The 25,504-nt window shown below is 62.7% G+C and carries 23 protein-coding genes; 10 read left to right on the top strand and 13 right to left on the bottom strand.

Translation table 11 applies throughout. The features are described 5' to 3' along the window. Window positions 1–1,448 precede the first annotated feature (1,448 nt). Entirely contained in the window at window positions 1,449–2,576 is a 1,128-nt protein-coding gene (locus tag J6524_RS00600) for a hypothetical protein (protein ID WP_225668252.1), read from the top strand. Window positions 2,577–2,594: 18 nt separating this feature from the next. Here the strand turns inward: J6524_RS00600 and gmk are convergent, their stop codons facing one another. From gmk to J6524_RS00550, 10 genes are all read right to left on the bottom strand, one after another. Then, window positions 2,595–3,248, bottom strand: coding sequence for a guanylate kinase (gene gmk / locus J6524_RS00595; protein WP_225668250.1), 654 nt, complete (start codon window positions 3,246–3,248; stop codon window positions 2,595–2,597). A gap of 3 nt (window positions 3,249–3,251) precedes the next feature. After that, window positions 3,252–4,139 carry a YicC/YloC family endoribonuclease gene (locus J6524_RS00590; protein WP_225668248.1) on the bottom strand — a complete coding sequence of 296 codons (888 nt, stop codon included), beginning with the start codon at window positions 4,137–4,139 and terminating at the stop codon, window positions 3,252–3,254. A gap of 112 nt (window positions 4,140–4,251) precedes the next feature. Beyond that, window positions 4,252–5,532, bottom strand: a complete 1,281-nt coding sequence (gene mltG / locus J6524_RS00585) for an endolytic transglycosylase MltG (RefSeq protein WP_225668247.1) — start codon at window positions 5,530–5,532, stop codon at window positions 4,252–4,254. Between the two features lie 127 nt (window positions 5,533–5,659). Then, window positions 5,660–6,925, bottom strand: a complete 1,266-nt coding sequence (gene fabF, locus J6524_RS00580) for a beta-ketoacyl-ACP synthase II (RefSeq protein WP_225668245.1) — start codon at window positions 6,923–6,925, stop codon at window positions 5,660–5,662. Between the two features lie 97 nt (window positions 6,926–7,022). Further along, window positions 7,023–7,262, bottom strand: a complete 240-nt coding sequence (locus tag J6524_RS00575) for an acyl carrier protein (RefSeq protein WP_002716125.1) — start codon at window positions 7,260–7,262, stop codon at window positions 7,023–7,025. A gap of 303 nt (window positions 7,263–7,565) precedes the next feature. Beyond that, a complete protein-coding gene (gene fabG / locus J6524_RS00570) occupies window positions 7,566–8,303 on the bottom strand; it encodes a 3-oxoacyl-[acyl-carrier-protein] reductase (RefSeq protein ID WP_225668244.1) in 738 nt (245 codons plus the stop codon). A gap of 21 nt (window positions 8,304–8,324) precedes the next feature. Then, window positions 8,325–9,278: an ACP S-malonyltransferase gene (gene fabD, locus J6524_RS00565; protein ID WP_225668243.1), complete on the bottom strand. Its 954-nt coding sequence runs from the start codon at window positions 9,276–9,278 to the stop codon at window positions 8,325–8,327. Window positions 9,279–9,389: 111 nt separating this feature from the next. Next, complete coding sequence (locus J6524_RS00560; protein WP_225668242.1) at window positions 9,390–10,016, bottom strand: LysE family translocator; 627 nt, start codon at window positions 10,014–10,016, stop codon at window positions 9,390–9,392. A 63-nt stretch (window positions 10,017–10,079) separates the two neighbouring features. Next, a complete protein-coding gene (locus tag J6524_RS00555; RefSeq protein ID WP_225668241.1) occupies window positions 10,080–11,105 on the bottom strand; it encodes a fatty acid desaturase family protein in 1,026 nt (341 codons plus the stop codon). After that, complete coding sequence (locus J6524_RS00550) at window positions 11,102–11,821, bottom strand: TetR/AcrR family transcriptional regulator C-terminal domain-containing protein (protein ID WP_225668240.1); 720 nt, start codon at window positions 11,819–11,821, stop codon at window positions 11,102–11,104. The genes J6524_RS00555 and J6524_RS00550 overlap by 4 nt, the downstream gene beginning before the upstream one ends. 294 nt (window positions 11,822–12,115) lie before the next feature. Here J6524_RS00550 and rpsF point away from each other — a divergent pair, with 294 nt between their 5' ends. From rpsF to rplI, 6 genes are all read left to right on the top strand, one after another. Beyond that, on the top strand, window positions 12,116–12,562 hold the full coding sequence (rpsF, locus tag J6524_RS00545) for a 30S ribosomal protein S6 (protein ID WP_225668239.1): 447 nt from the start codon (window positions 12,116–12,118) through the stop codon (window positions 12,560–12,562). Between the two features lie 5 nt (window positions 12,563–12,567). Then, window positions 12,568–12,807, top strand: coding sequence for a 30S ribosomal protein S18 (gene rpsR / locus J6524_RS00540; protein ID WP_011441353.1), 240 nt, complete (start codon window positions 12,568–12,570; stop codon window positions 12,805–12,807). 388 nt (window positions 12,808–13,195) lie between these two features. Next, on the top strand, window positions 13,196–14,185 hold the full coding sequence (locus J6524_RS00535) for a TAXI family TRAP transporter solute-binding subunit (RefSeq protein ID WP_225668237.1): 990 nt from the start codon (window positions 13,196–13,198) through the stop codon (window positions 14,183–14,185). Window positions 14,186–14,195: 10 nt separating this feature from the next. Continuing rightward, window positions 14,196–16,082, top strand: coding sequence for a TRAP transporter permease (locus tag J6524_RS00530; protein ID WP_225668235.1), 1,887 nt, complete (start codon window positions 14,196–14,198; stop codon window positions 16,080–16,082). 298 nt (window positions 16,083–16,380) lie between these two features. Then, window positions 16,381–17,349, top strand: a complete 969-nt coding sequence (locus J6524_RS00525) for a hypothetical protein (protein WP_225668233.1) — start codon at window positions 16,381–16,383, stop codon at window positions 17,347–17,349. Window positions 17,350–17,406: 57 nt separating this feature from the next. After that, window positions 17,407–18,006: a 50S ribosomal protein L9 gene (gene rplI, locus J6524_RS00520; protein WP_225668231.1), complete on the top strand. Its 600-nt coding sequence runs from the start codon at window positions 17,407–17,409 to the stop codon at window positions 18,004–18,006. Window positions 18,007–18,045: 39 nt separating this feature from the next. Here rplI and J6524_RS00515 read toward each other — a convergent pair whose 3' ends face one another. From J6524_RS00515 to J6524_RS00505, 3 genes are all read right to left on the bottom strand, one after another. Then, on the bottom strand, window positions 18,046–18,510 hold the full coding sequence (locus tag J6524_RS00515; RefSeq protein ID WP_225668230.1) for a PaaI family thioesterase: 465 nt from the start codon (window positions 18,508–18,510) through the stop codon (window positions 18,046–18,048). Next, window positions 18,507–19,112 carry a TetR/AcrR family transcriptional regulator gene (locus J6524_RS00510; protein WP_225668228.1) on the bottom strand — a complete coding sequence of 202 codons (606 nt, stop codon included), beginning with the start codon at window positions 19,110–19,112 and terminating at the stop codon, window positions 18,507–18,509. Before J6524_RS00510 ends, J6524_RS00515 begins: the two co-directional genes overlap by 4 nt. A 94-nt stretch (window positions 19,113–19,206) precedes the next feature. Continuing rightward, the gene (locus J6524_RS00505) at window positions 19,207–20,241 is read right to left on the bottom strand and encodes a hypothetical protein (protein WP_225668226.1); all 1,035 of its coding nucleotides are present in this window, start codon (window positions 20,239–20,241) and stop codon (window positions 19,207–19,209) included. A 262-nt stretch (window positions 20,242–20,503) separates the two neighbouring features. Here J6524_RS00505 and J6524_RS00500 point away from each other — a divergent pair, with 262 nt between their 5' ends. The 3 genes from J6524_RS00500 to alr all read left to right on the top strand — a co-directional run bounded on the left by J6524_RS00500 (window position 20,504) and on the right by alr (window position 25,314). Next, window positions 20,504–21,754 carry a cyclopropane fatty acid synthase gene (locus J6524_RS00500; protein WP_225668224.1) on the top strand — a complete coding sequence of 417 codons (1,251 nt, stop codon included), beginning with the start codon at window positions 20,504–20,506 and terminating at the stop codon, window positions 21,752–21,754. A 788-nt stretch (window positions 21,755–22,542) separates the two neighbouring features. Then, window positions 22,543–24,045, top strand: coding sequence for a replicative DNA helicase (locus tag J6524_RS00495; protein ID WP_225668222.1), 1,503 nt, complete (start codon window positions 22,543–22,545; stop codon window positions 24,043–24,045). A 48-nt stretch (window positions 24,046–24,093) separates the two neighbouring features. Continuing rightward, window positions 24,094–25,314 (top strand): alanine racemase, encoded by a 1,221-nt coding sequence (alr, locus tag J6524_RS00490; RefSeq protein ID WP_225668220.1) that lies wholly within the window; start codon window positions 24,094–24,096, stop codon window positions 25,312–25,314. Window positions 25,315–25,504 lie beyond the last annotated feature (190 nt).

Raw genomic sequence — 25,504 nt, 5'->3', positions numbered from 1 at the left:
GCAACCTGCGACAGTCAACTTCGCTTACTATCCGCCGCTCGACGCTTGATCACCATTCTGTTGGAGACGATCAGATCTGCCAAGCCAAAACAAAAGCGCGGAAAGCGCCAGACAAGGCAAGCCAAACCAGGCCCACACAACGAGAGCGAGATCGTAGTCAACTGGTTCTTTTGCCTTCCACGCGAAAAACAACGCAAGAAACGTAGGAGAAAGCAAGACTGCTGCAACGAGGTTCAGCGCGTTCGGTCTCATGATCGTCACCTGCACTACGAGCAATCGGGATCAACGGCGGCGCGCCGGCAACCGTCAGCTTACCGCATACCGTCGCAACGCGACAATTCGGCGTGGTCCGCCCCGACCCTCGTGTTCGGCAAGCAAATCACTTGCGCGCGGTTTCCGACCAGCGACCGACGGCACGACAGGCAAATCACTTCTGATTTTCCGAAATCGTGTCAAGCCCCGGAATCAAAAATATTCCGCTTCTCGTTTCACCCAAATCAGCCGTACAACTGCGCCCGTTCCGGCCCGCCACGAGGGGCGTATCGCGAGCGTCACGGACGTTGGGCTGGAATGCGGTGGACGCAGCAGCATCAGGCGCGCGCGTGGTTGCAGGGCGGGCTTTGCCTCGTGAGCGATCGAACGGCGCGCAGACGACCGGCGCTTAAACGCTCTTGCGAGATCTTCGGCCCAGCAGCACATGGGCTTGGTCGAAGCGCATCTTGCGAGGGAAGCTGCGGACGGCAAAAGCGTGTGGTTCTGTCACCCGTTGCTGGTGTCAAGCCGATGGAGATTGTCGGGCCCGACCGGGCCGCAGGTCAATCGCCAATCCGTCGGCGACGGAGGCAAGAGGAATTCGTCTCCGGGAAGAGCGCGCCATAAGCCGTTAAAACCACTGCGCAGGGAAGGCCGGGTATTCCGGCGCACCTGCGGTCTGCCGTGTGCGTTATTGCGCGCACGACTGCGGGTGTTTGGGCACCCGGCTTTCCCTGCACCCTCTGTCTTCAAGAGGGTATCGTCGACGCACAACTTCGGGCGCCAACGCGCCGCGAGATCGCAATGCTGTATCCAACGTTGGCCGCATCCATCAAGAGAACCATACGTGTCCGAGCCCCGTAATAATCCCGCCTTTCCTGCCCCGGTTTACGACGCCGGGGGCGCTTTTCGCTGAGCGGGCTCAGCGTTGGCGCTTTTTGATCGCGCTGATCTTCACCGCGCCTGCGGACGGCTGTACCGGACGTTGGACGGCTTCTAAACAGTAGAGTTTTCCACAGGCCGAATGGTCCCTGTTTTTCGCCGGTTTTTCATAGCCTTAGCCTGCCCGAATTGAGGCGGCGCGTCAGCCTCAATTATACCGCATCCGCTCCGAAATTGCGGCTCATTGCGACCCAAGTCTCTGACCAGATTGGCCGCATCAAGCGTCGCGTAGCGTTGCGTTTCCGGGGATGCAGATGTCGAAGTGGTCCGTGAAATTCGTCCCGGCTCTGTTTGCCGGTGTCGTGGCAGGAACGAGCCTCGCCACGGTGACGGATCTCCGGGCGCAGGTCGCAGGAAAGGCAACGGACCAAGCCGCGGAACTGCAAGTGGCCCAAGCCACGGACAGTTGCCTGTCGGCGCCGAAGGGCGCGACGCCCGCGGGCAGCCACTGGTACTACCGCATCGATCGCGCCACCAAGCGTCAATGCTGGTATCTGCGCGAGGAGAGCGAGAAAGCCGACGACAAGTTCGCGCGTGCCGCGCCGCCTGCAGCGGCTGCGGCACCAGCATCAGCACCGGCTCCATCGCCTTCTGACGAATCGCAGACGCAAACTAAATTCGCCGAGGCGCGCGCCGAATATGTTTCGCGACAATCCCGCACGGACGCCGCCAGAGCAGACTCGCAATCGGTAGGCGCAATGCCCGCGCCAACATCTCAGGATAATCAGCGCGCAGCGATGCCAAACGTGCTGGCGCCTGCGCCGCTGGCGAATGTGCGCTGGAACGACTCGCCCGCCGCGAGCGCTTCGACCAATTCGGCAGGCCTGCAAATGGCGGCCGCTGCCGCGGCTCCTGCAGAGCAGCAGCCGCAGGCCGAGGAAGTGCAGCAGGGCGCAGTCGATCAGGTTGCGCCTGTCGCGGCAGAACCGGCAAAGCCGACCGCCTCGTTGCAGATGCTGTTTCTGGTGATGGTCGCCGCGCTCGCGCTCGCCGGCCTCACGGTCAGTGCGATTGTCCGGATCGGCCGCATGCGGGCGCGCCGCGCCATGCGACGCAAGCGGCGCGCGATGTGGGATTCCGCCCGCACCAAGCGTGCACCGCAGCCGGCGCTCCGTGAAGACGGCGCCAAGCTGCGGCGCGCTGTCGCCGCGCAGCCTGCGCGCGCTCCCCAGGAACGGACTTTCCACGAACGCACAGTCCAAGACCGTCCATTCCAGGATCGCCCCTTGCAAGACCGGACACGGGTGCCCCGGGAGCGGCCGCGCACGACCCCGGAGCGCTCATTCGCGCCCCCGGACCGGCGACAGGTGCCGCAGGACCGGGAACGGGAGCGGCAGGTCACGGAAATGCTGTCCCGCCTCGCGCGCAGCGCGCAGACGTAACCGGCACGGAAGCGGTGGTTATTTTTCCAGCTGGCGCTGCAGCTTACGCACGAACTCGGTCAGGCCGGTGCGGCGCTCACGTTTGAGCCGTTCGGCCTTCAGGATCGACTGCACCTCGGCAAAGGCATCATCGACGTTCTGATTGATGACGATATAGTCGTATTCCGCCCAGTGGCTGAGTTCGTGGGTGGCGCGGCTCATGCGGCCGCGAATCACCTCGTCCGAATCCTGCGCCCGCGTGTGCAGCCGTTTCTCGAGATCGGCGGCCGAAGGCGGCAGGATGAAGACACGGACCACGTCGACACTCGCCTTCTGATGCAGTTGCTGAGTGCCCTGCCAGTCGATGTCGAACAAAACATCCTGCCCCGCCGACAACGCCGCTTCGACCGGCGCCCGCGGCGTACCGTAGAGATTGTCGAATACAGTCGCCCATTCGAGCAGTTCGCCCTGCTCCACCATCTTCTCAAATGTCTGCTTGTCGACGAAGTAATAGTCGCGTCCTTCGACCTCGCCCGGCCGCATCTGGCGCGTCGTTGCTGAAACCGACATCTTGAGGCCCGGCTCGCGCTCAAGCAGCATGCGCGACAGCGTCGTCTTGCCCGCGCCCGATGGCGAGGACAGCACGAACATCAGCCCGCGTCGCTCAACTCCGTCGAAACCAGAAGCCACCATCCGTCACTCCAGATTCTGGACCTGCTCGCGGAACTGCTCGACCACGTTTTTCATTTCGAGGCCGGTCTGGGTCAATTCCAGATCGTTCGACTTTGAGCAGCAGGTGTTGACCTCGCGGTTGAATTCCTGGGCGAGGAAGTCGAGCCGCCGTCCAACCGGTCCGCCCTTGCCGATCATCTCGCGCGCCTGGGCGACATGCGAGGCGATGCGGTCGAGCTCCTCGCGGATGTCGGCCTTGGTCGCAATCAGGATCGCCTCCTGATTGAGTCTGTCGGGGTCGAAGCGTTCGGATGTCTCTAATAGCGCCGCCACCTGCTCGGCCAGCCGCGCCCTGATCGCCTCCGGCTTGCGGCCCGGCGCGGCTTCCGCCTTTTTCGCCAGCCGCTCGATTTCGTCCATGCGCTGGCTCAGGATTTTCCCGAGCGCCACGCCCTCGCGGCGGCGCATCTCGACGAGGTTGCCAAGCGCCTGTTCGAATGCGGCCGATGCTGCATCCCATGCCGCCTTGTCCTCCACCTCGTCGCTTTCAGGCTCGACCACCTCGATGACGCCCTTGATGCCGAGCAGGCCGTCGATGCTCGGCGCCACCGCGTCGACCTTGGCGGCGAGTTCACCGGCCACCTTCAGGACCGAGGCGAGCACGTCCTCATTGATGCGCACGGTCGCAACAGCGTTGGCGCGCTTGACGTTGAGGTTGGCATATACCGTGCCGCGCGACAGCACCTCCGCGGCGCGCTTTTTGGCAAAGGCTTCCACCTCGTCCCAGCCGGGCGGCAGGCGCAAGCGGAGGTCAAAGCCCTTGGCGTTGACCGACTTCAGTTCCCACTCGAACGTGTAGGGACCGCTGGCGCCGTGACTCCGGGCAAAACCGGTCATGCTCGATAGCGCCATCGCGTAACACTCTCCGAAAGACAGGGATTTCGAGACTCGAAAAGATCGGCGCGACCTTAAGCCGATTTCCGCCAAAGTGGAATTACGTTCGGGCCGTGGCGGGAACGCCGGCTCAACGCTGCACCACCGGCGGCGTCGTGGTCGACTGCGCGGCGCCCTGCCGGCCCGGCGCGGTCGCAGGTGCCGCAGGCCGGGCGGGCGGCTTTTTCGCGGGCGCCGTCGGCCGTGTCGTCGCCGTCGGGTTGGTATCCAGCGGCGCTCCGGCAGCCGTCGGTGGCGGCGCATCCTCGGTCGGCTCGACGGTGTCGTTCTGAATCTGTTTTTCGAGCGCCCGCAGCTTGGCGACGTTTTTCTGATGCGCGTCGTAGGTTTCGGTGAAGGCGTGCCCGCCGGTGCCGTCGGCGACGAAGAAGAGGTCGCGTGTGCGTGCCGGGTTGGCGGCCGCTTCGAGCGAGGCACGGCCCGGATTGGCGATCGGTCCGGGCGGCAGGCCTTCGATTACATAGGTGTTGTAGGGTGACGGCTGGGTGATCTCGCTGCGCTTGATCGGTCGTCCCAACGTTCCCTTGCCGCCGACCAGGCCATAGATGATGGTCGGATCCGACTGCAGCTTGATCCGCTGCCGCAATCGATTGGTGAATACCGCCGCCACACGGCTGCGCTCGTCGGCGCGGCCGGTTTCCTTCTCGATGATCGACGCCAGCGTAATAAGCTGCTCCGGCGACCTGACCGGAACGTCCGGATTGCGGCGCTCCCAGATTTCCGCGAGCACCCGCTTCTGGGTCTGCTGCATGCGCTGGATCACCTGCTCGCGCGTGGTGCCCCGCGGGAATTTGTAGGTTTCCGGCAACAGCGTGCCTTCGCGCGGCACTTCACGCACCGAGCCCGAGAAGATATCGTAGTCGATCAGCCGCGCCACAATCTGTTCGGACGTCAGGCCTTCGGGAATCGTGACGGCGTGCTGCACCACCTTGCCCTCGACGATGGTGGCGATGACCTCGCGCAAACTGGCATTCTTCTGGAACGAATATTCACCCGGCTTGAGGTCGGAGCTCGCCTTCAGCGCAAACACGCCGCCGATGAAGATCCAGGGATTGACGTTGATCACTCCTTCGCGGAGCAACACATCAGCGATGTCGCGCTTGCCGGCCCGCGAGGGAATGTTGACGATCTTGTCTTCCTGTAGCGGTCCCGGCGTTTCCAGGATCTGCCTGCCATAATAATAGCCCGCCCCGGCCCCGATCATCAGAATGATCAGGATGGTGAAGATGGCATTGCCGACCACCACGAATGGATTGCGGGCGCGCTCCGACCGCTTCGGCGGCGGCGGCACCTGCTCGGGCTCCAACGCGGCGCGCGGACTTCGCGGTGAAATGGGCGGCCTCTCACTCATCGATGCAACCTGAATCCTGCCGGTTCAATCGCGGCCCGGCGATTCCCCCACCCAGCCGATAGCATACGCCCACATGTAGAAGTCATCGCCGAATGCGGCAAAACGGTGGAGTAGTTCTAAACACTTGCTAGTCAGCCACACGCCGAATGATTACCGAGGCGTTGGTCCCCCCAAAACCGAAGGAATTCGACAGTGCGACATTAATCTCGCGCTTGCGCGCCGTCAGCGGCACCAGATCGATCGCCGTTTCCACCGACGGATTTTCCAAATTGATGGTGGGCGGAGCAATATTATCGCGAATCGCAAGGATACTGAAAATGGCCTCGATCGCACCGGCAGCGCCGAGCAGGTGCCCGGTCGACGATTTCGTCGACGACATCGACACCTTGGAGGCGGCGTTGCCGAGCAGCCGCTCGACGGCGCCGAGTTCGATCTCGTCGCCGATCTGCGTCGAAGTTCCGTGTGCGTTGATGTAGTCGATATCGGATACCGCAATGCCGGCACGCTTGATCGCCGCGCTCATGCTGCGGAAGCCACCGTCGCCATCGGGCGATGGCGAGGTGATGTGATAGGCGTCGCCCGACAGGCCATAGCCGATGACTTCACAATAGATTCGCGCGCCGCGTTTTTTCGCGTGCTCATATTCCTCGAGCACCACGACTCCTGCGCCTTCACCCATCACGAATCCATCGCGATCCTTGTCATAGGGTCGCGAAGCCTTCTGCGGCGCGTCGTTGTAGCTGGTCGAGAGCGCGCGTGCGGCGCAGAAGCCCGCCATTCCCAGCCGGCAGATCGGCGATTCCGTTCCGCCTGCCACCATCACGTCGGCGTCGCCAAGCGCAATGAGTCGGGCGCCATCGCCGATCGCATGTGCGCCGGTCGAACAGGCCGTCACCACGGAATGGTTGGGGCCCTTGAGGCCGTGCTCAATAGAGACGTAGCCGGACGCGAGATTGATCAGCCGCCCGGGGATAAAGAACGGCGATACCCTGCGCGGCCCGCGTTCCTTCAGCAGCAGCGACGTTTCGGCGATTCCGGAGAGGCCGCCGATCCCCGAGCCGATCAGGGTGCCGGTGGCGCATTTGTCTTCTTCGGTGGAGGGATGCCAGTTCGCGTCATCGAGCGCCTGGCGCGCCGCGGCCATCGCAAAGATGATGAAGTCGTCGACCTTGCGCTGCTCCTTCGGCTCCATCCACTGATCGGGATTGAAGGTACCGTCACTGCCGTCACCGCGCGGAATCACGCAGGCGATCTGGCTCGCAAGATCGGCCACTTCGAACGTGTCGATCTTCTTGGCGCCGCTCTGGCCGTTGAGGATGCGTGTCCACGTTGTGTCAACGCCGCAGCCGAGCGGCGTAACCATGCCCAGCCCCGTGACGACAACCCGCCTCATGTCAAAAACTCCAGCCGGAAACCGGTTGCCCAAAACAAGAAACCGGGGGACCGTTCGACGACGGCCCGTCCGGCTCTGTCTCTACCCGCCCGGGACGTCAGCTTTTCGCGTTCTTCTCGAGAAACTTCGTCGCGTCGCCGACGGTCAAAATCGTCTCGGCGGCGTCATCGGGAATCTCGCAACCGAACTCTTCTTCAAATGCCATCACGAGCTCGACGGTGTCGAGACTGTCGGCGCCGAGATCGTCGATGAAACTTGCGCTGTCGACAACCTTCTCGGGTTCAACACCGAGGTGTTCGACCACAATCTTCTTAACCCGCTCGCCAATCTCACTCATCTTCAACCTCGTGCTTGTTCCTTTGGACCCGACCCCAAGACGCTACAAAGACGCTACGAGCTATCGTGGTCGTTAAACTTCCTTCGCTATCGCGCATAGTCTTGGTTCGGCCCGATGGAAGCCGACAAAGCCCCGGCGAACGGCAGGCGTTGCCACGCCAATATACAGGGTTTCAACATCCTGCAATGGCATTGTTTGCCCATCCGTCGAGGGTTCGGTTATCATACTTCCCAAGCCTTGACTATAAGCCTCAGCCTCCCCGGAAAACGGCCTTTGGCCGCATTGATCAGGGCAATAACTCGCTCAAATCATGGCCATACCACCGTTGACGTGAATCGTCTGGCCGGTGACGTAGGCCGCCTCATTCGAGGCAAGATAGACCGCAGCCGCGGCGATGTCTTCCGGTGTCCCCAGCCGCGCCGCAGGAACCTTTGCCAGGATGGTCTCGCGCTGCTTATCGTTGAGCGCGTCCGTCATCGGCGTCTTGATGAATCCTGGTGCAATGCAATTGGCGGTTACGTTGCGCTTGGCATATTCCGCACCCAGCGTCTTGATCAGGCCGATGATGCCGGCCTTCGACGCGGTGTAGTTGGCCTGACCCGGATTGCCGGTCACGCCGACGATCGAGGTGATTGCAATGATCCGGCCGAAGCGCTTGCGCATCATCAGTTTGGTTGCAGCCCGAGCGAGACGGAAGGTCGCGGTTAGATTGACCTGGATGACGTCGTCCCAATCCTCATCGCGCAACTGCACGAAAAGATTGTCGCGCGTGATGCCGGCATTGGCGATCAGAATGTCGACCTGCCCCATTGCAGCCTCTGCCGCCGGCACTAGGCCCTCGACTTGGGCGCTGTCTGAGAGGTTGCATGGCAGCACGTGGACGCGCTCGCCAAGCTTGGCGGCAAAGGAATCCAGCACCTCGCGACGCGTGCCTGATATCGCCACCGTCGCGCCTTGCGCATGCAGCGCTTGCGCGATCGCTCCGCCAATACCGCCGGTAGCGCCGGTGACCAGCGCCGTCCTGCCTGTCAAATCGAACATTAATGTCTCCTTCCGGCAGCTTCAGGCCGAAGCCGCCAATGCGTCCTTTGCGGCGGCAATATCATTGGGTCCTCCAACCGACACGCCGACCGCGCCATCGGCGATGCGCTTGACCAGCCCGCTCAGCACCTTGCCGGCGCCGATTTCGAAGAACCGCGTGACACCTTGCCCCGCCATATAGGCCACCGACTCGCGCCAGCGCACAGTGCCCGTGACCTGCTCGACCAAGCGGCGGCGAATCTCATCCGGATCGGTAATCGGAGCCGCCAGCACGTTCGACACCAACGGCGAGGCTGGCGACTTGATCGTCACGCCGGACAGCGCCTGCGCCATCGCGTCAGCCGCGGGCTGCATCAGCTTGCAATGGAACGGCGCGGACACCGGCAACAGCATTGCACGTTTCGCGCCCTTGGCCTTGGCAATTTCCACGGCGCGATCGACGGCCGCTTTGTCGCCGGACACCACAACCTGCCCGCCGCCATTGTCGTTGGCGGCCTGGCAGACCTGCCCCTGCGCGGCCTCGTTGGCGACCGCCATAGCGGCGTCATAATCTAGCCCGAGCAGCGCCGCCATGGCGCCCGCGCCGACCGGCACCGCTTTTTGCATCGCAAGACCGCGGGTACGCAGCAGGCGCGCAGTATCGCTGACGCTGAGGCTGCCGGCTGCGGCCAGCGCGGAATACTCGCCGAGCGAATGGCCGGCCACGAACGCCGCATCCCGTCCAACGGAAAACCCCGCCTCGGTCTCGAGCACTCTCAGCGTGGCGATCGAGACCGCCATCAGGGCCGGCTGGGCATTTTCTGTGAGTTGGAGGGTTTCGGCCGGCCCGTCCCAGATGATGGCCGTCAGCTTCTCGCCGAGCGCCGAATCAACTTCGTCGAACACGGCCCGCGCAGCCGGAAAGGCCTCCGCCAGGGCTTTACCCATGCCAACCGCCTGGGAACCCTGCCCCGGAAACGTAAATGCAGCCGTCATCGGCACTCCCTCGTTAGAATGGGCCGTAAGACACTGACCGAGGCCGGGATGTCAAGCCGCGCTGCGGGATGGCGCACGCCCGTGGGAAATCGGGAATTGGATCGGACAGGCCTAGCGTTCTTGCAGCGCCAAGCGGGCACCCAAGACGCAATAGATGCCGCCAACGACCTTACCCTGCCATTTCAACACTATTGGGTTGCGACGCAGAAAGCTGCCCAAGCGTCCCGCGCAAACCGCGAAGACCACCGTGCTGACGAGCCCCAACAGGACAAAAAGGATCCCGAGGATCGTCAGCTGAAGCGCCACCGATCCATTTTCAGGCGCCACGAACTGGGGGAGGAAGGCGAGGAAAAAAAGCGCGGTCTTTGGGTTCAGCACCTCCGCCACGATGGCCTGCCTGAACGCCTTGCCGGCCGAGATCGGGAGTGCGCCAGCCGTCTGATTGATCGGCGCCCTTTCAAGAATCGCCCGGATGCCGAGATAAACGAGATACGCCGCGCCAATGTATTTGATGATGCTGAACAGCATCGCGGAAGTAGCAATGATTGCCGAGATGCCAACGATCGCCATGAAGGTGTGAATCAAGTCGCCAGCCGCGATCCCGACGCTGGTTGCGATTCCCGCCTTCGTGCCCGAACTCGTCGCCCGCGCAACCGTGAGAAGCGTGGCGGGGCCCGGAATGAATACAAAGCCGAGCACAACCGCCGCATAGGCAACCAAGGTGGTCAGATCGATCATTCGCATGTCCCCTTCACGACCGTCGTCACTCAACGACGTCACCTATGGCAAGCAAGGTGCAATCTAGAACCCGCCCGCGGCCTGGTCTCCATCAAGCGCCGCCCCGGCCCGCGCCCGGCGCGCGATGCTCACCAGCTTGCCCGGGCGATCTTCATGGTTTGGCCTCGCGGTCGCCAGCCGCAGCACGGCAGCGTAACTCGGCTGAACCTCCATCCGTTCGGCAAACCGGCTTTCAGACAGGATGCGGTGGACGCGCGGCAGGTTGTAGCAGGGCACATAGAACAGCAGGTGATGCTCGAGGTGATAGTTGACGTAATACGGCGCGATGAACAGCCGTTCGAGGAAGTTCGCGAGCGTGGTGCGGGTGTTGCGCAGGGGATCGTTCGAGTCGGGGACGACCGCATGCTCCGCGATGTTGCGGATGCGGGTAATCACCATCTGCCAGGTAAGCAGTGGCAATAGCCACAGCAGCGGATAGGCCCACCACACACCAGCGGCAGCAAGGCCGGCAAACAGCACGGCATTGACAGCAAATTGCGGGCCGAGCTTTTCCCAGAAATGTGCGGCGCGCCGCGCCAGCGGCCATTCCTTTGGCCCAAGTGCATTCAGGAACTGCGCCTTACGCTGCTGGTAGCCGGTCTGTCCCGTGATGTCGCGGAAGAACTTGCGGCGATAGCTCATCTTCGTGATCGGGAACGGCGCCGATAGCACCAGGTCCGGATCGTCTTCCTGCTGCGTGCGCGCATGATGCTGCAGGTGATAGCGGCGATAGGCGCGGGTCTCGGCGAAGACAGGATAGGCGCAAAACCATTGGCTGAGCGCGAGATTGACCTTTTCGTCCGCCGACAAACATCCATGCGCGCCGTCATGCATCAGGATGGCAAGCCCGAGCTGGCGCGAACCGATGATGCCGACCGCGAGCAGAAAGGTCAGCGGATTAGGCCACCATGCCACGAGCGCAATCGAACCCAGAATCAGCGCCCAGGCATGGGCTATCAGGGCGACGCCTTTCCACGTCACGCGCTGGCGGACGGCGATCAGTTGATCCTCGTTTAGAAAGTCGCGGGCACGCATGCGGAGCGCGGTCATGGCGATTTCTCCGCGTCGGATGATTCGGAAACGTCGCGGCCACTGACGAGATGCAGTCTCGTTGTGTCGCCGGCCTGCCTTGTCGTCGCCTGGTCGCCGAGCACGCGCAGCATCTCTTCGGAGAGATCCTCGGCCGAACGGCCCATCGCGTAGCCCTCGACCATGACGCCGACTGCGAGCGCCCAGAACCGCCGCGAACTGACGTCGGGGTCACGCAGGCTCTTCCATCCGTGCCGCTCGATCTGAGCGGCATAGGCCCGCATTCCCTCGCCATGCAGCCGCTCGATCGTGCGTTCCACCAGCGGGGCGAGATCCTGGCGGCGGCGAGTGAGCGTCAACGCCTCGGTAAAGAAGGCAACCGAATCCGTCGCCGTGACGGTCTCGACCAGTGCGCGCGTGTAGTCCTGCGGCGTATGGGCCTCTAACGCCGCCTCCTCGGCCGCACGCGCCACGTAAAGCATCTCGCGACAGGCGGCCTCGACGAACAGGGCTTCCTTGGTGCGGAAGTAATAGGTGATCTGGCTGGGAAAGGCGTCGGCCGCCGCGGCAATGTCCGAGATCGACGTGCCGGCCAGGCCCCGCTCCCGGAACAGTCGGCTGGCCGCATCAAGGAGACGCGAGCGCATCTGGCGGCCCGCGGTCCGGGTCGCGCGGGCGGCGTGCCGAGGATCATCGGCCGACGGCTCAGAGGGCGTCTGAACGGACTTAGGGGCCATTTTACCTCCGATCGTTAATTGTATGATATACAAACAAATAAAGCAAGAGCGAAACGCCTCCATCCGGAAGCCTTGCCAGCGCAGCGAAAATCCTTATAACCCGCGCATCCGCAGATCCCGGCCGGGAGCTGAACGGACGGTCTCAGCAATCACACCTTTCCAGGCGTTTTTGATGTGGCAGGGCCAGTCGGCCCGTCGTCCCGTGCTTCCGCCTTCTGAGCATTATCGAGTCCTTTCCGAAGGCCTCGAAGGGCTTGCCGCCGGGAGATGCGCCAACACCAGGAAAGGACACCCATGCCTCTTTACGAGCATGTTTTTCTCGCGCGCCAGGACGCGAGCACCCAGCAGGTCGAAGAGCTGACCACCCAGATGACGGGCATCGTCGAAGGGCTCGGCGGCAAGGTCACCAAGACCGAGAACTGGGGCGTGCGCTCCCTCACCTACCGCATGAACAAGAACCGCAAGGCTCACTTCGTGCTGATGAACATCGATGCGCCCGCCGCTGCGGTCACCGAGATCGAGCGTCAGGAGCGCATCTCTGAAGACGTCATCCGCTACCTCACCGTCCGCGTCGAAGAGCACGAGGAAGGCCCCTCGGCCATGATGCGCAAGGCCGATCGTGACCGCGAGCGCGACGAACGCGGCGGCGGTTTCCGTGGCGATCGTGAAGGTGGATTCCGCGGCGACCGCGGTCCGCGCCGTGGGCGCGAAGACGCTGCTGAAGCGGCGGAAGAGGAGTAAGAATCATGGCTGAAGCTGGAGCACGCCGTCCGTTTTTCCGTCGCCGCAAGACCTGCCCGTTCACGGGTCCGAATGCGCCGAAGATCGACTACAAGGATTCCAAGCTGTTGATGCGTTACGTCTCCGAGCGCGGCAAGATCGTGCCGAGCCGCATCACCGCCGTCTCCGCCAAGAAGCAGCGTGAGCTCGCGCGCGCTATCAAGCGCGCACGTTTCCTCGGTCTGCTGCCCTACGTCATCCGCTAATACCTGCGACCGGCGGCGTCCGCGCCGCCGGCCGCTACTTTTCATGACACGCCGGGCGTCGATCGTGGCTCGAAACGATCTCTGACTGCAGAAGTTTGCCCCGGTTTCTTATTGCATCCGGCGCCGCCGCCTGCATCGCTTCACCGGCGTACCTCCTCGAAATATCGGTCGCCTGAAGTCGTCCTGACTAGCGCGGCAACGGCCACGCCGCCGTAGCCGCAATGGCGCGTCGTTGACAATCGCTGCGGCGAACTCGTACGGTGCTTGCCAGCAGGACGGATGACCAATTCCCGGATGCTACGGGTGTCGAAGTCGTCGCCGATCACGTGCGGACACGAGCCCCAATAAGCGGCGCCAACGAGCGCAACCGCCAGAGGGAGTGCAAACGATGTCCGTCCACATCCGTGGTCTGCGGCCAGTCGTATGCTTGGCCGTTATTTTCACACTGACTGTGGCAGCCGCCGCCGCTGCCCAAGCTCAACAGAAAACCGATGTCATCTTCAGCGCCGGTCCGACCGGCGGCAGTTGGACACCGATGGCGGCCGCAGCGTCGCAGATCGTGAACAAGCGATATCCCGAGTTGAACGTTCAGGTCGAGCCGGGTGCGGCCCTCGTCAACATGGAGAAAATTCGCAACGACAAGGCCGATATCGGCTGGTCCATGACGACCGTCATGGTTGATGCGCAGAAGGGCGAGGGTCAGTTTGCCGGCAAGGCGACCGACAAGGGCCTATTCGTCGCCAATTTCTATCCCAACGTCTGGCAGTTGGTGGTGCCGGCGAACAGCGACATCAAGAGCGTCAAGGATCTGAAGGGGCAGCCGGTGGCGCTACCAGCACGCGGCAATACCAGCCTGGCAGCCGGCTGGGAGTACCTGCTCAAGGTCAACGGCATGACGCTGAGCGACCTGGGCGCAAAGAGCTACGGGCCGGTATCGTCGAATGCAGAGGCTGTGAAGAACCGGCAGGCGATGGCAGCCGGATGGTTCACCGTGGTGCCGGCATCCTTCGTCCTGGACCTTGGCTCGGCGATGCCGCTGCGGGTGCTTCCGGTTAGCGACGAGGAATTCGACGCGCTGCGCAAGCTCAATTCGGGCTTTGTCCGCTACACCATCAAGGCCGGCACCTACAAGGACCAGGGCGTGACCGAAGCCGTTCAAACCTTCCAGTCGCCCACCGTGCTAATTGCGTCCTCCAAGACCTCTCCCGAGGTAATCTACAAGATCACCAAAGCCATCGTCGAAGGTCGAGACGAGTTCGGCAATGTCACCAGCGAGATGAAGGGTGTGAAGGCGTCCGACATGGCTGAGAGCCTTGGCATGCCGTACCATCCCGGCGCAGAGAGATACTACCGCGAAGCCGGATTGCTCAAGAAGTAGGAGGCGTGCCGTGCGCAAGCTCTCCGGCTATGCGGGCCTAGTCGTCGGGGTGGTTGCGGTCGCAATGTCCGTGTACCACGTCTACGCCCGGCTGACGGTCTATGCTCCCGATCAACAGGCCCTGCTCTACATAACACTGGCTTTCAGCCTGGTGCTATCGTTCCTGCTGTGGCCTCGCAGCAGGGATGCGAGACCCGATCGCGTGCCGTGGGAGGATCTCGCCCTGGCGGGCCTTTCGCTCGCCTGCATTGGCTACATGTTCGCGAACTACGACTACATCGTGAACCGCTTTCCGACCGCCGATTCCCTGACCCGAATGGACATGGCGGTGGGAATAACCGCCACCCTCTTGGTTTTGGAGGCAACGCGACGCACGATCGGCGCGTCACTGCCGATCGTGGCAATCGTGTTCCTGCTCTACGGTTTCGCGGGCCCCTGGCTGTACGGCTGGCTTTACCACAGGGGCCTCAACCTCGAGATCACCGTCGACCAGACCTTCTTCACCACGGAGGGCATTTTTGGGGTGCCGATGACGGTGGCCGCGACCTACGTCATTCTTTTCATCATCTTCGGCACCTTCCTCGAGAAATCCGGGGCCGGTCAGTTTTTCATGAACTTCGCAAACGCGATCGCCGGCGGCGCGCGCGGCGGTCCCGGCAAGGTTTCGGTCGTCTCCTCCAGCCTGTTCGGTACGATCTCCGGCTCCGCAGTCGCCAACGTGATGGTCGACGGCTGGCTGACCATTCCGATGATGAAGAAGACCGGCTTCAAGCCGGAGGCGGCTGCAGCCATCGAGGCGGTCGCCTCCACAGGCGGACAGATCATGCCGCCGATCATGGGCGCGGCGGCTTTCGTCATGGCCGAATTCCAGGGCGTGAGCTACACGCAGGTGATGATCGCTGCGGTGATACCCGCGCTCTTCTACTATGGCGCGCTGTTTGCTGCGATCCACTTCAACGCCGTGCGCTCCGGGCTCAAAGGCTTGCCGCGCGAGGAACTGCCCGTCCTTGGCCATATCATGCTGCGCCAGGGCCATTTATTCCTGCCGGTGATTGTGCTCTTGGCGCTGCTTCTGTTCGGCTTCACGCCGACCTATGGCGCGATCATTGCCACGTTCGCACTGGTCGCGATCTCCTGGATGCGTCCTTCAACCGCATTGGGTTGGCGCGCATGCCTTGAGGGCCTGCGCGACGGAGCCGTACAGACCGTGCCGGTGGCGATGGCCTGTGCATCCGCCGGCATCGTGATCGGCATCGTGCTGCAAACAGGGCTGGCGCTGCGGTTCACGGCCTTTCTCATCGACTTCACCTACGGCTCCCTGCTGCCTGCGCTGCTCATCACGATGATCGCCGGCGTCGTTCTCGGCATGGGCATGCCGACCACTCCCGCCTACATCATGCAGGCGGCACTGCTCGTACCCGCGATCATGAAGCTCGGCGTGGAGCCCATGGCGGCGCACATGTTCGCGTTCTACTTCTCGTGCCTGTCGGCGGTGACGCCCCCGGTAGCATTGGCCGTGTATGCTGCTGCATCGATCGGCGGGGCCGGCCTGTGGGCATCAGGCGTGCAGGCGGTGAAATTCGCTGCCGCCGGCTTCATCGTGCCGTTTTTCTTCGTCTATAACCCGGCACTGCTGTTTGAGGGCCCATGGCCCGAAATCCTTCGTGCGGTGATGACCGGCACGATCGGCGTGATTGTGCTCGCAGCCAGTCTCGAAGGCTACTTCCTGCGTACCGCTACGTGGTTCGAGCGGGCACTTTTCTTGGTGGCTGCCATGCTGCTGATCGACCCCAATGCCATCACCGATGTTATCGGCTTAGGCCTGCTTGCCATCGGGCTATTGGTACAGAAGGTACGGACGATGCGAGCAAGGATAGCGCCGGAAACCAGCACATGACCCGCACACAATTGGCCGCGCTGACCGTTATCGCCGCTGCTCTGATCGTTGGCACGGTGGTCTTTGGTGTTTTGCGGATATATGCCTAGGGCCAGATCGGCCGGAACCGGTGACACACCCTTGATCGGCTGACCGTACTGATCTAAAAGGCCCGGCATCACGGCCCCGATTGGGGCCGTGAACGTTTTTGCGGGCGATATGGTATGATGGCACCGATCGCCTTGGATCTCTAACTAGTTGGTAAAGGCGGCATTTTTGCTGACCTCTATCTAACCGCTCGAAAGGGGCGGGACAGCTTATGATGGCGGTTATCCTCATTGCTCTTGCGGCCGGCTGCGCGTCGGCATTGATGTTCGCCTCGATCATCTCGGGCGCGCTGATCTCATTGCTGCTGTTCTATCTGGCTCCGCTGCCGCTGATGGTGGCGGCACTCGGGTGGGGTCCGCTTGCGGCAACGATCGGCGGCATCGCCGCTGCAACCGGGCTCGGGGCGATCTTCGGACTGCCGTATTGTATCGCCTTTGCAATCACCGTTGCAGTGCCGGCGTGGTGGCTCGGCCATCTCGCCCTGCTGGGTCGGCCGCTACCTGCCGCGTCTGAAGACGGTTCGGCGCCGGCTGCGGTTCAGCTCGAATGGTATCCGATCGGCCGCATCCTGCTCTGGATCGCGGGCTTTGCAGCGCTGACCACGATTGCGGCAATGCTAACGCTTGGCAATGACGCCGAGACCATCACCAATTCGCTGCGCGGTGGCCTCATGCGAATGCTGGGACAGCGCGGTTCGGCATCATCGGGCGACATTGAACGCTGGGTCACCGTATTTTCCATCATCGCGCCTGCCGCGGCCACAATCATCGCTATGATGACGCTGACACTCAATCTCTGGCTTGCCGGGAAGATTACGGCGACTTCGGGACGCTTGCAGCGGCCTTGGCCTGAGCTGAAGAGCGCGGAATTGCCCCCAATGACGCTGGTGGCATTGTCGGTCGCGCTCGCCTTTTGCTTTGTCGGCGGCCTTGTCGCGATGTTCGCACAGATCGCAACGACCGCGCTGATGATGGCCTATGGCCTCATCGGCTTTGCGGTGCTGCACACCCTGACGCTCGCGCTCAAGAGCCGCGTCTTTTGGCTCTGCTGCACCTACGCGATGGTCATCACGTTCGGCTGGCCTGTTCTCGCCATCATCGCGCTCGGGCTTGCAGACGCCATGTTCGGACTTCGTCAACGCTATAGGCGTGGCAAGCCTCCACCCCTGCCCGCCTCCTAATCTAAGACTGCAACATCCACTTCAACCGATACTGTGAACACTCAAAAGGAGAACGAAATGGAAGTCATCTTGCTCGAACGTGTTGCCAAGCTCGGTCAGATGGGCGAAGTCGTCCGCGTCCGGGACGGCTATGCCCGCAACTTTCTGCTCAAGCGCGGCAAAGCGCTGCGCGCCACCGCCGACAACCGCGCCAAGTTCGACGGCATGAAGGCCGAACTCGAGGCCAATAACCTCAAGGCCAAGGGCGAAGCGGAAAAGGTCGCTGAGAAGATCAACGGGCGCAACGTGATCGTGCTGCGTCAGGCCTCCGAATCCGGCCAGCTGTTCGGCTCGGTCAGCGTCCGCGACATCATCGCGTCCTTCGAGGCCGACGGCGTCACCATCAGCCGCAGCCAGGTGCTGCTCGATGCGCCGATCAAGACCATCGGCAAGCACGAAATCGCCATCGCCGTGCATCCGGAAGTCGAAGTCAGCGTCAGCGTCACGGTGGCGCGCAGCGCCGATGAAGCCGAGCGCATCAACCGCGGCGAAGACATTTCGACCCGCCAGGAAGACCAGGATGCCGCTGCCGAGGCGCTTGCCGCCGCCGGCGAGTTCTTCGATCCGGAAGCCCAGCACGAGGAGCTCGCGCCGGCGCCCGCTGCGACCGAGAAGTAACGCGCCTATCTCATTACAATAAACTTCAAGCCCGGCCCTTCAGGCCGGGCTTGGGATTTTGGCGGCCGCCTTCTCCTCCAGCATCGCGATCGAGGCGAGCGCGGTTGCGGTGTGCTTCTCCACGCCATCAGTCACGCAGAACACATCGGCCGCAACCACGGCGACCTGACGTCCGGGCTTGATCACGCGCGCCCGGCAGATCAAGCGCTCACCCATCGCAGGCGACAGCAGGTTCAATTTATATTCTGCCGTCAGCGCCGGCTGGCCACGCGACGTCGCGGCAGCAATCGTGGTGGCGTTGTCGACCAGGAACGCCGTGACACCGCCATGAAAAAGGCCGTGCTGCTGCAACAGTTCCGGCCGGCGGTCGACTGCAAGCGTGCACGTGCCGCGCGTCAGTTCGGACAGCTCTGCCCCGACATGATTCATAAAGCCTTGGCGGCCGACATTGTCGCGAATGCGTGTGGCGATTGGCGCGAAGTCTGGGTCGGCATTGGCATTCATGCGGGTTCTCCCGGTTTTTGGATCGCATCTGATGCGACCACGGCGCGGACGGCACAGGCGATCAGGATTTCGGCTTGCTCCCGTGGATCGGCGCGGTCGCGGCCCGAAAGCCAGGCACGGCAGAAAATCTGTGCCGGCCCGATGATCTGGCTGAAGAACACCAATGACGTCATCGGCAGCAATTCGCCGCGCGCGACCAGCGGGGCGCGCCATCGCTCGACGGATTCAGCAAGGCGCGAATTCTGGGCGCGCTGCGCACCGCGAACCTCCTCCGTCCACTCGCTGCGGGAAATCTCGAACAGGTAGCGCGCCTCGCGCCGGGAACTCACGACCCATTCCAGATGTGCGCGGATCAGGCGCGCCACCCCTTCCCGCGCGTCGCAGGATTCATCGACCGCCGCGATGATGGCAGCGTGGTAGCGCCCAAGAATTTCCAGGAACAGCGTGCCGGCGAGTTCTTTCTTCGAGCCGAAGAAGTGAAAGAAGCTGCCATTGGACGCCCGGGCGTGACTCCGGATGGCCGCCACGGTCGCGCCCTCGAAACCGTCGCGATCGAACACCGCCAATCCCGCCGCCAGCAGATCCTCGCGTGCCGTGGTCACTCATGCCTCCACGATCCAGCTAGACGATTACTCTAGAGTGATACTCTAGAAACGGTCAAGTGTCGCCCGGCGCACGGCCTTCGAACCGGAACTTTTAGCGGGAAACAGGCGGCGTCGGCGGGCCGGCGGGCGCGGCTGGAGCCGGTGTGGGGGCGGTTGCCTCTACCGACGGCGGCGTCGCGGGTGCCGGCGCTGCTGAGGGGCTCGCGGCCGGCTCAGGCGCGGTCGTTGCAGAAGCTGGCGGCGCTGGCGTGACCGGCGGCACCGGGTCAGGCCGATGCGGCGCCGGCTCGCTGTCAACGCTTTCCTTGGGAGCATCGACCTTGGCGGTATCGGATTTGCCCTCGCGCGCTGGCTCCGAATCGCTCGAGGGCTTCGTTGCCTCGCTGTCCGGCTTGTCGGCCTCGCCCTTTATCGCGTCGGTCTTGGCCGGATCGACCGCGGAGGTTTCAGGCCTGGCGGAATCCTGCGGAACCTGCTCCTTGGAGGGGTCGCCGCGGCCCGCCTGCTCGGCTTTCGGCGGCTCTTCGGCGGCAGGCTTGGAACGCCTGCCCTGCTTCTGCCTGGAGCCCGATTTGCTGTCGGTGGTGGCCTGTGCCGGAGCCGGAGCCTGCCCGTCGAAAGGCGTGGCTTCAGGCGCCGCGTGTCGCCGTGAGAACCGCTTCGCACCCCGGTCTGGACGCGCGCCCTCGCCTTGCGCCGCAGCGCCGTCGGCATCTGGCCGGGAAGCCTCCTGGGCGTGAGCGGCCGGCGGCTGTCGCCGGCCAGCCCGCTCGGCCTGATCCGGCCTTGCGTCCTGCTTGGCGTCCTTTTGCTTGGCGTCCTTTTTGGATTGATCCTTGCCCTGATAGCGGGGATCGGCCGCCCCGTTGGAGATCAGGTAGGCGGAGAGCAGCGCGGCCATGTCGGTGCCCGTCGTATAGTGCTGGCGCAGGAAACCCGGCAGCGACGAAGCCGGCGTGTTTTTCAAGAGGCCGCGCGGGCTCCTGTGGCAGGCGCTGCAGGTGCTGGAGAAGATCTGAGAGGGGCTCTTGCCAGCGTCGAGATTTTCGACCGCCCAGACCACGCCTGCTGTGAAGCAGCCGATCAGGAGCGTCACCGTCGCCAAACTGAGCGCTCGGCTCAACATTCCCTGCTTCTCCAGACGTGGATTCGCTGTCCGCGACGCACAAGGTGGCCAGCGGAGGGGTCACCTTTTAGCCGATTATGACGCGAATGGAAGCGCGCTTATTACGCATCTGTGTGACTGTGACATTTGAGAATATCCGCTTTGACTCCAACGGACTAGCGCTACGGCATCATTATACTTATCATAATATGGATCCATCTCTGGAACCAACCGTTCCAAGATGCGTCGATGTGTAACGGTCGCTCGCTCCATTGGTGTTTCGATGGACCGGTTGTTGCGTTATTTCCTGAGCCAGTTCATTCGCCGCGGTACGATAATCTTTACGACCGCGAGTGGGGCTAGATTTACCTGTGGAGACGGAACTGGGCGGCCGGTATCGGCGCGATTCCTGACCGAACGCGCAGAGCGCCGCATTCTCCTCAATCCCGAGCTGGCGCTTGGCGAAGCCTTTATGGACGGCACGTTCGTCGTCGAGGACGGCAGCATCGCGGATGTGCTGGCCATCCTGCTCGATCAACCCGAAATGCTGCCGCACTGGGCCAAGCTGCAATGGTGGCTACGCTATTTCGGCAGGCACTTCAGGCAATTCAATTGGCGCGGTCGGGCGAAGAACAATGTCGCCCATCACTACGATCTTGATGGACACCTCTATTCCCTCTTCCTCGACGCCGACAAGCAATATAGCTGCGCCTATTTCGAAACGGCGGACACGACGCTCGACGATGCCCAGCTCGCCAAGAAACGTCATCTTGCGGCCAAGCTTCTGATCGGGCGCGGCAACCGCGTGCTCGATATCGGCTCGGGTTGGGGCGGTCTTGGCCTGTATCTGGCCGAAATGACCGGCGCTGATGTCACCGGCATTACGCTCTCCACGGAGCAATTGCAGATATCGAATGCCCGGGCTGCCGAAAGGAACCTGACATCTTCGGCGAGATTCCTGCTGAGCGACTACCGTGACATTGGCGGCCCGTTCGACCGGATCGTATCAGTCGGCATGTTCGAACATGTCGGCATCGACTTCTATGAGACCTTTTTCCGGCGCTGCGCCGAGCTTCTCAGCAACGACGGTGTTATGTTGCTGCACTCGATCGGCCGCTCCACCGGGCCCGACGTAACGAACCCGTGGATCACGAAATACATTTTCCCGGGCGGCTATATCCCCGCCCTGTCGGAGGTCATCCCGGCGATCGAAAAGGCCGGCCTTCTGGTCTGCGACATCGAAATCCTGCGGCTGCATTATGCGGAAACGCTGAAGGCCTGGCGTGACCGCTTCATGGCGCGGCGCGAAGAGGCGGTTCGCCTCTATGATGAGCGGTTTGCCCGGATGTGGGAGTTTTATCTGGCGGCGTCGGAAATGTCGTTCCGCAAGCAAAACCTGATGAATTTCCAGATCCAGCTCACCAAGCGTCAGGGAATCGTGCCAATGACGCGCGATTACATCACGCGGGAAGAAGCGAGGCTGCGCGGGGTGGAGCTCGGAAGGCCGCCGCGGCTGCAACTGGCCGGCGAATAAGGGGCGTCAGTTTCGCAGGCTGTAAGCCGACGCATAAGACGCAGGCGTCACCGTCGGGCGAGCGAGTTGGGCACGCAAGGCGGCAAGCGACTGGGCATCGCACGGCACAGCGCGCCGCTCGGGGCGTGAGATCTCTTCCATGGTGTCGATCAGCATCGACAACCACAAGCGCTGGCCGCTTGCCGATCGCCATTCCCGAACTTGCTGACCCATCGCCTGTCCTTCCGGTCCGTTACAGCTGGCAACTCGAAAATCGCCAGCCCGTTCCCGATTCCGTAACCAATCCATTCTGCGGCGAAGAAAATCACACCCGATGTGATCTACTTCACAGAAGGCCTTGCCAAGCCGTCGTAGATCTCCGACATGGACCGGCAGACCTACCCAGCCCCATTCGATTCCGACATCAGGATCGACTACGCCTTGATCGCAATCGGCGTGGCTGCCGCGCTGTTCGCGTTCGCCTACCTGATCTTGGCTTGATCAACGTTTAAGACGTCCGCTCGAAAGCCGCCGTTGCATCAGCTTAAGTCTGTCCAAGTCGCGATAAGGTTCAGGCTCTCCTAAGATTTTACCTGGCATTTTCTGGAAAACAGGCCTCGTGCCGCCCGGTTTCGGCTGAAAGGGGCGTCAAGCATGGCCGCTCGCTCGCGCCGGATTCATCCACATTTTTGAAGAACGGTGCATAGCGGACAGCTTTTGCTTCCGCTTTCCCCGTGGCAGGCGCTTTATCGCGGCCCCCCTCGCGGAAATACTGGCAACGTCAAAAACCAGGAGCATAACCTGACGCCATGGCACTGACTGATTCGAATGTTCTCAAGCTCGCTCCCGACGCGGGAACTCCGGCCTACCGGAGCGCGCCGCACAATATCGAGGCGGAACAGAGCCTGCTGGGCGCCATTCTGGTCAACAACGACGCGTTCTACCGGGTCTCCGACTTCCTGGAGCCGAAGCACTTCTTCGAAGCCATCCATCAGCAGATTTATGAGATTGCGGGTAGCTTGATCCGGATGGGCAAGGTCGCAACGCCCGTCACGCTCAAGACATTCCTGCCCGCTGACGCCGACATTCTCGGTTTGACGCCGGGCCAATACCTCGCGCGGCTCGCTGCGGAGGCGACAACCATCATCAACGCCCAGGACTACGGTCGTACCATCTACGACCTCAGCCTGCGCCGTGATCTGATCAAGATCGGCGAAGACATCGTCAACGTCGCCTTCGATGCACCGGTCGACTTTGCCCCGCGTGCGCAGATCGAGGATGCCGAACGTCAGCTCTACGCACTTGCCGAGACCGGCCGCTATGACGGCGGTTTTCAGCGCTTCTCGCAGGCGCTGACCGTTGCGGTCGATATGGCGGCCAAGGCATTCCAGCGCGACGGCAAGCTGTCGGGCATCTCAACCGGCCTGCGCGACCTCGACGCAAAGATGGGTGGGCTGCAGCCGTCCGATCTCATCATCGTCGCCGGCCGCCCCGGCATGGGCAAAACGTCGCTGGCCACCAACATCGCCTATAACATCGCCAAGGCCTATGTGCCGGAGGTGCAGGCAGACGGCACCGTCAAGGCAGCCCACGGCGGTGCGGTCGGCTTCTTCTCCTGCGAAATGTCCGGCGAGCAGCTGGCGACCCGTATTCTCGCGGAGCGCACCGGCATCCCCTCCAGCCTGATCCGCCGCGGCGGCATCACCGACGCAGATTTCGAAAAAATCCGCGACTGCTCGATCGAGCTGGATTCGCTACCGTTCTATGTCGACGAAACCGGCGGTCTGTCGATCTCGCAACTCACCGCGCGCGCGCGCCGGCTCAAGCGACAGAAGGGCCTCGATCTGATCGTTATCGACTACATCCAGCTGCTGCAGGGCTCGGGCAAGCGTGGCAACGACAACCGCGTACAGGAAATTACCGAAATCACCACCAGCCTGAAGGCGCTGGCAAAGGAATTGAACGTCCCGGTGATCGCGCTGTCGCAGCTCTCGCGTCAGGTCGAAAACCGCGATGACAAGCGTCCGCAGCTCTCCGACCTTCGTGAATCCGGCTCAATCGAGCAGGACGCTGACGTAGTGCTGTTCGTCTATCGCGAGGAATATTATCTCGCGATGAAGCAGCCGCGCGAAGGAACGCAAGAGCACGCCACATGGCAATTGGAAATGGACCGCGCGCTCGGCAAGGCCGAGGTGATCATCGGCAAGCAGCGCCACGGCCCGACCGGCACCGTCGAGCTGCATTTCGACGCCAGCGTCACCCGGTTCGGCGATCTCGTCCACGACGGCCAGGTTCCAGATCGCCACTACTGATGTGTCGATCCGGTTGAACGGTTCCCTCGTCGCGCGTACAACGGTGGGATGAACATCGCAACCGACCCGAAATCGCAGCTTTCGCCCGAGGCGAACCTGTTGGCGGCCCATCCGGCCGCCACCGGTATCCTCACCGTCGATCTGGATGCCATCGTCGCCAACTGGCGCAAGCTCGAGAAAACGGCGGTGCCGGCCGAATGTGCAGGGGTCGTCAAGGCGGATGCCTATGGCTGCGGCGCCGCGCAGGTCGCGCGCGCCCTTGCTGCCGCCGGCTGCAAGACGTTCTTCGTTGCCACGCTCGATGAAGCGCGGGTCGTCCGCCCCGCGGTGCCGGGGGCGGCGCTCTATGTGCTCGGCGGCTTCTTCCAGAACACCGGCGCCGCCTACGCCGAAATCGACTGCAAGCCTGTAATCGGCGACCTCAACGAACTCGCCGAATGGGATGTGTTCTGTCGCCGTTCAGGCTGGTCGGGCGGCGCAGCCATTCACATCGATACCGGCATGAACCGTCTCGGCCTCACCGTAACGGAGGCCCAAGGCATCATCCCGCGCATCAATGCCGGCGACCACGGCATCACGCTGGTGATGAGTCACCTTGCCTCCGCTGAACTCCTCAACAATCCCGCCAACGCCCGGCAGCTCACGGCCTTCCGCGAGATCGCCAGCCTGTTTTCCGGTGTGCCGGCGTCGCTTGCAAATTCGTCCGGTATTTTCTTAGGGCCGCAATTTCAGTTCGACATGGTGCGGCCGGGCTGTGCCCTTTACGGCATCAATCCGACGCCCGAAGCCGACAATCCGATGCAGCCGGTCGTCGAATTGAAGGCCCGCATCGTGCAGATCCGTAACGTCGAACGCGGCGATACTGTCGGCTATGGCGGGACCTGGACAGCGCGGCGTCCGACCCGGATAGCGATCGTCGCCGCAGGGTATGCCGACGGCTATTTCCGTGCAGCGAGTGCCAATGACGGCACCCGTGGCGCCGAGGTGGTGGTCGCCGGCAAGCGTTGCCCGGTTGCCGGGCGGATTTCGATGGACCTGATGGCGGTCGACATCACCGATCTCGATAAGAACGCCGTGCGGCGTGGTCACATGGCAACGCTGATCGGCGAAGGCATCACGGTCGACGAACTCGCCCACCATTATGGCACTATCGGCTATGAGGTGATGACCAGCCTCGGCAGGCGTTACGCGCGGGTCTACAAGGGTGGCAACGCCATCACAGAACCTCCTTCTCTGCCTCCAGCGGAGCCCGCCGCGGCTTCCGCCTAGAGTCTTCGTTTTTCAGTACTGCTTCGCGGTTCTTGTCGAACTGTCCACAGCCGGCATCACCGAGCAGACGCGCAAAGGCGACGCTCGGCAGTCGGAACCCGGCCGCCGAACACCACTTCAAGTCAGGCTTGCGAGCTCCGAGTTGCCGGGGCCGCGACACTCAAAAGCGATCATCGCGAAACACCCGCAT

It is taken from the genome of Bradyrhizobium hereditatis, assembly GCF_020329435.1.
Classification (GTDB): domain Bacteria; phylum Pseudomonadota; class Alphaproteobacteria; order Rhizobiales; family Xanthobacteraceae; genus Bradyrhizobium; species Bradyrhizobium hereditatis.
This window is presented reverse-complemented; position numbering and strand designations above follow the sequence as displayed.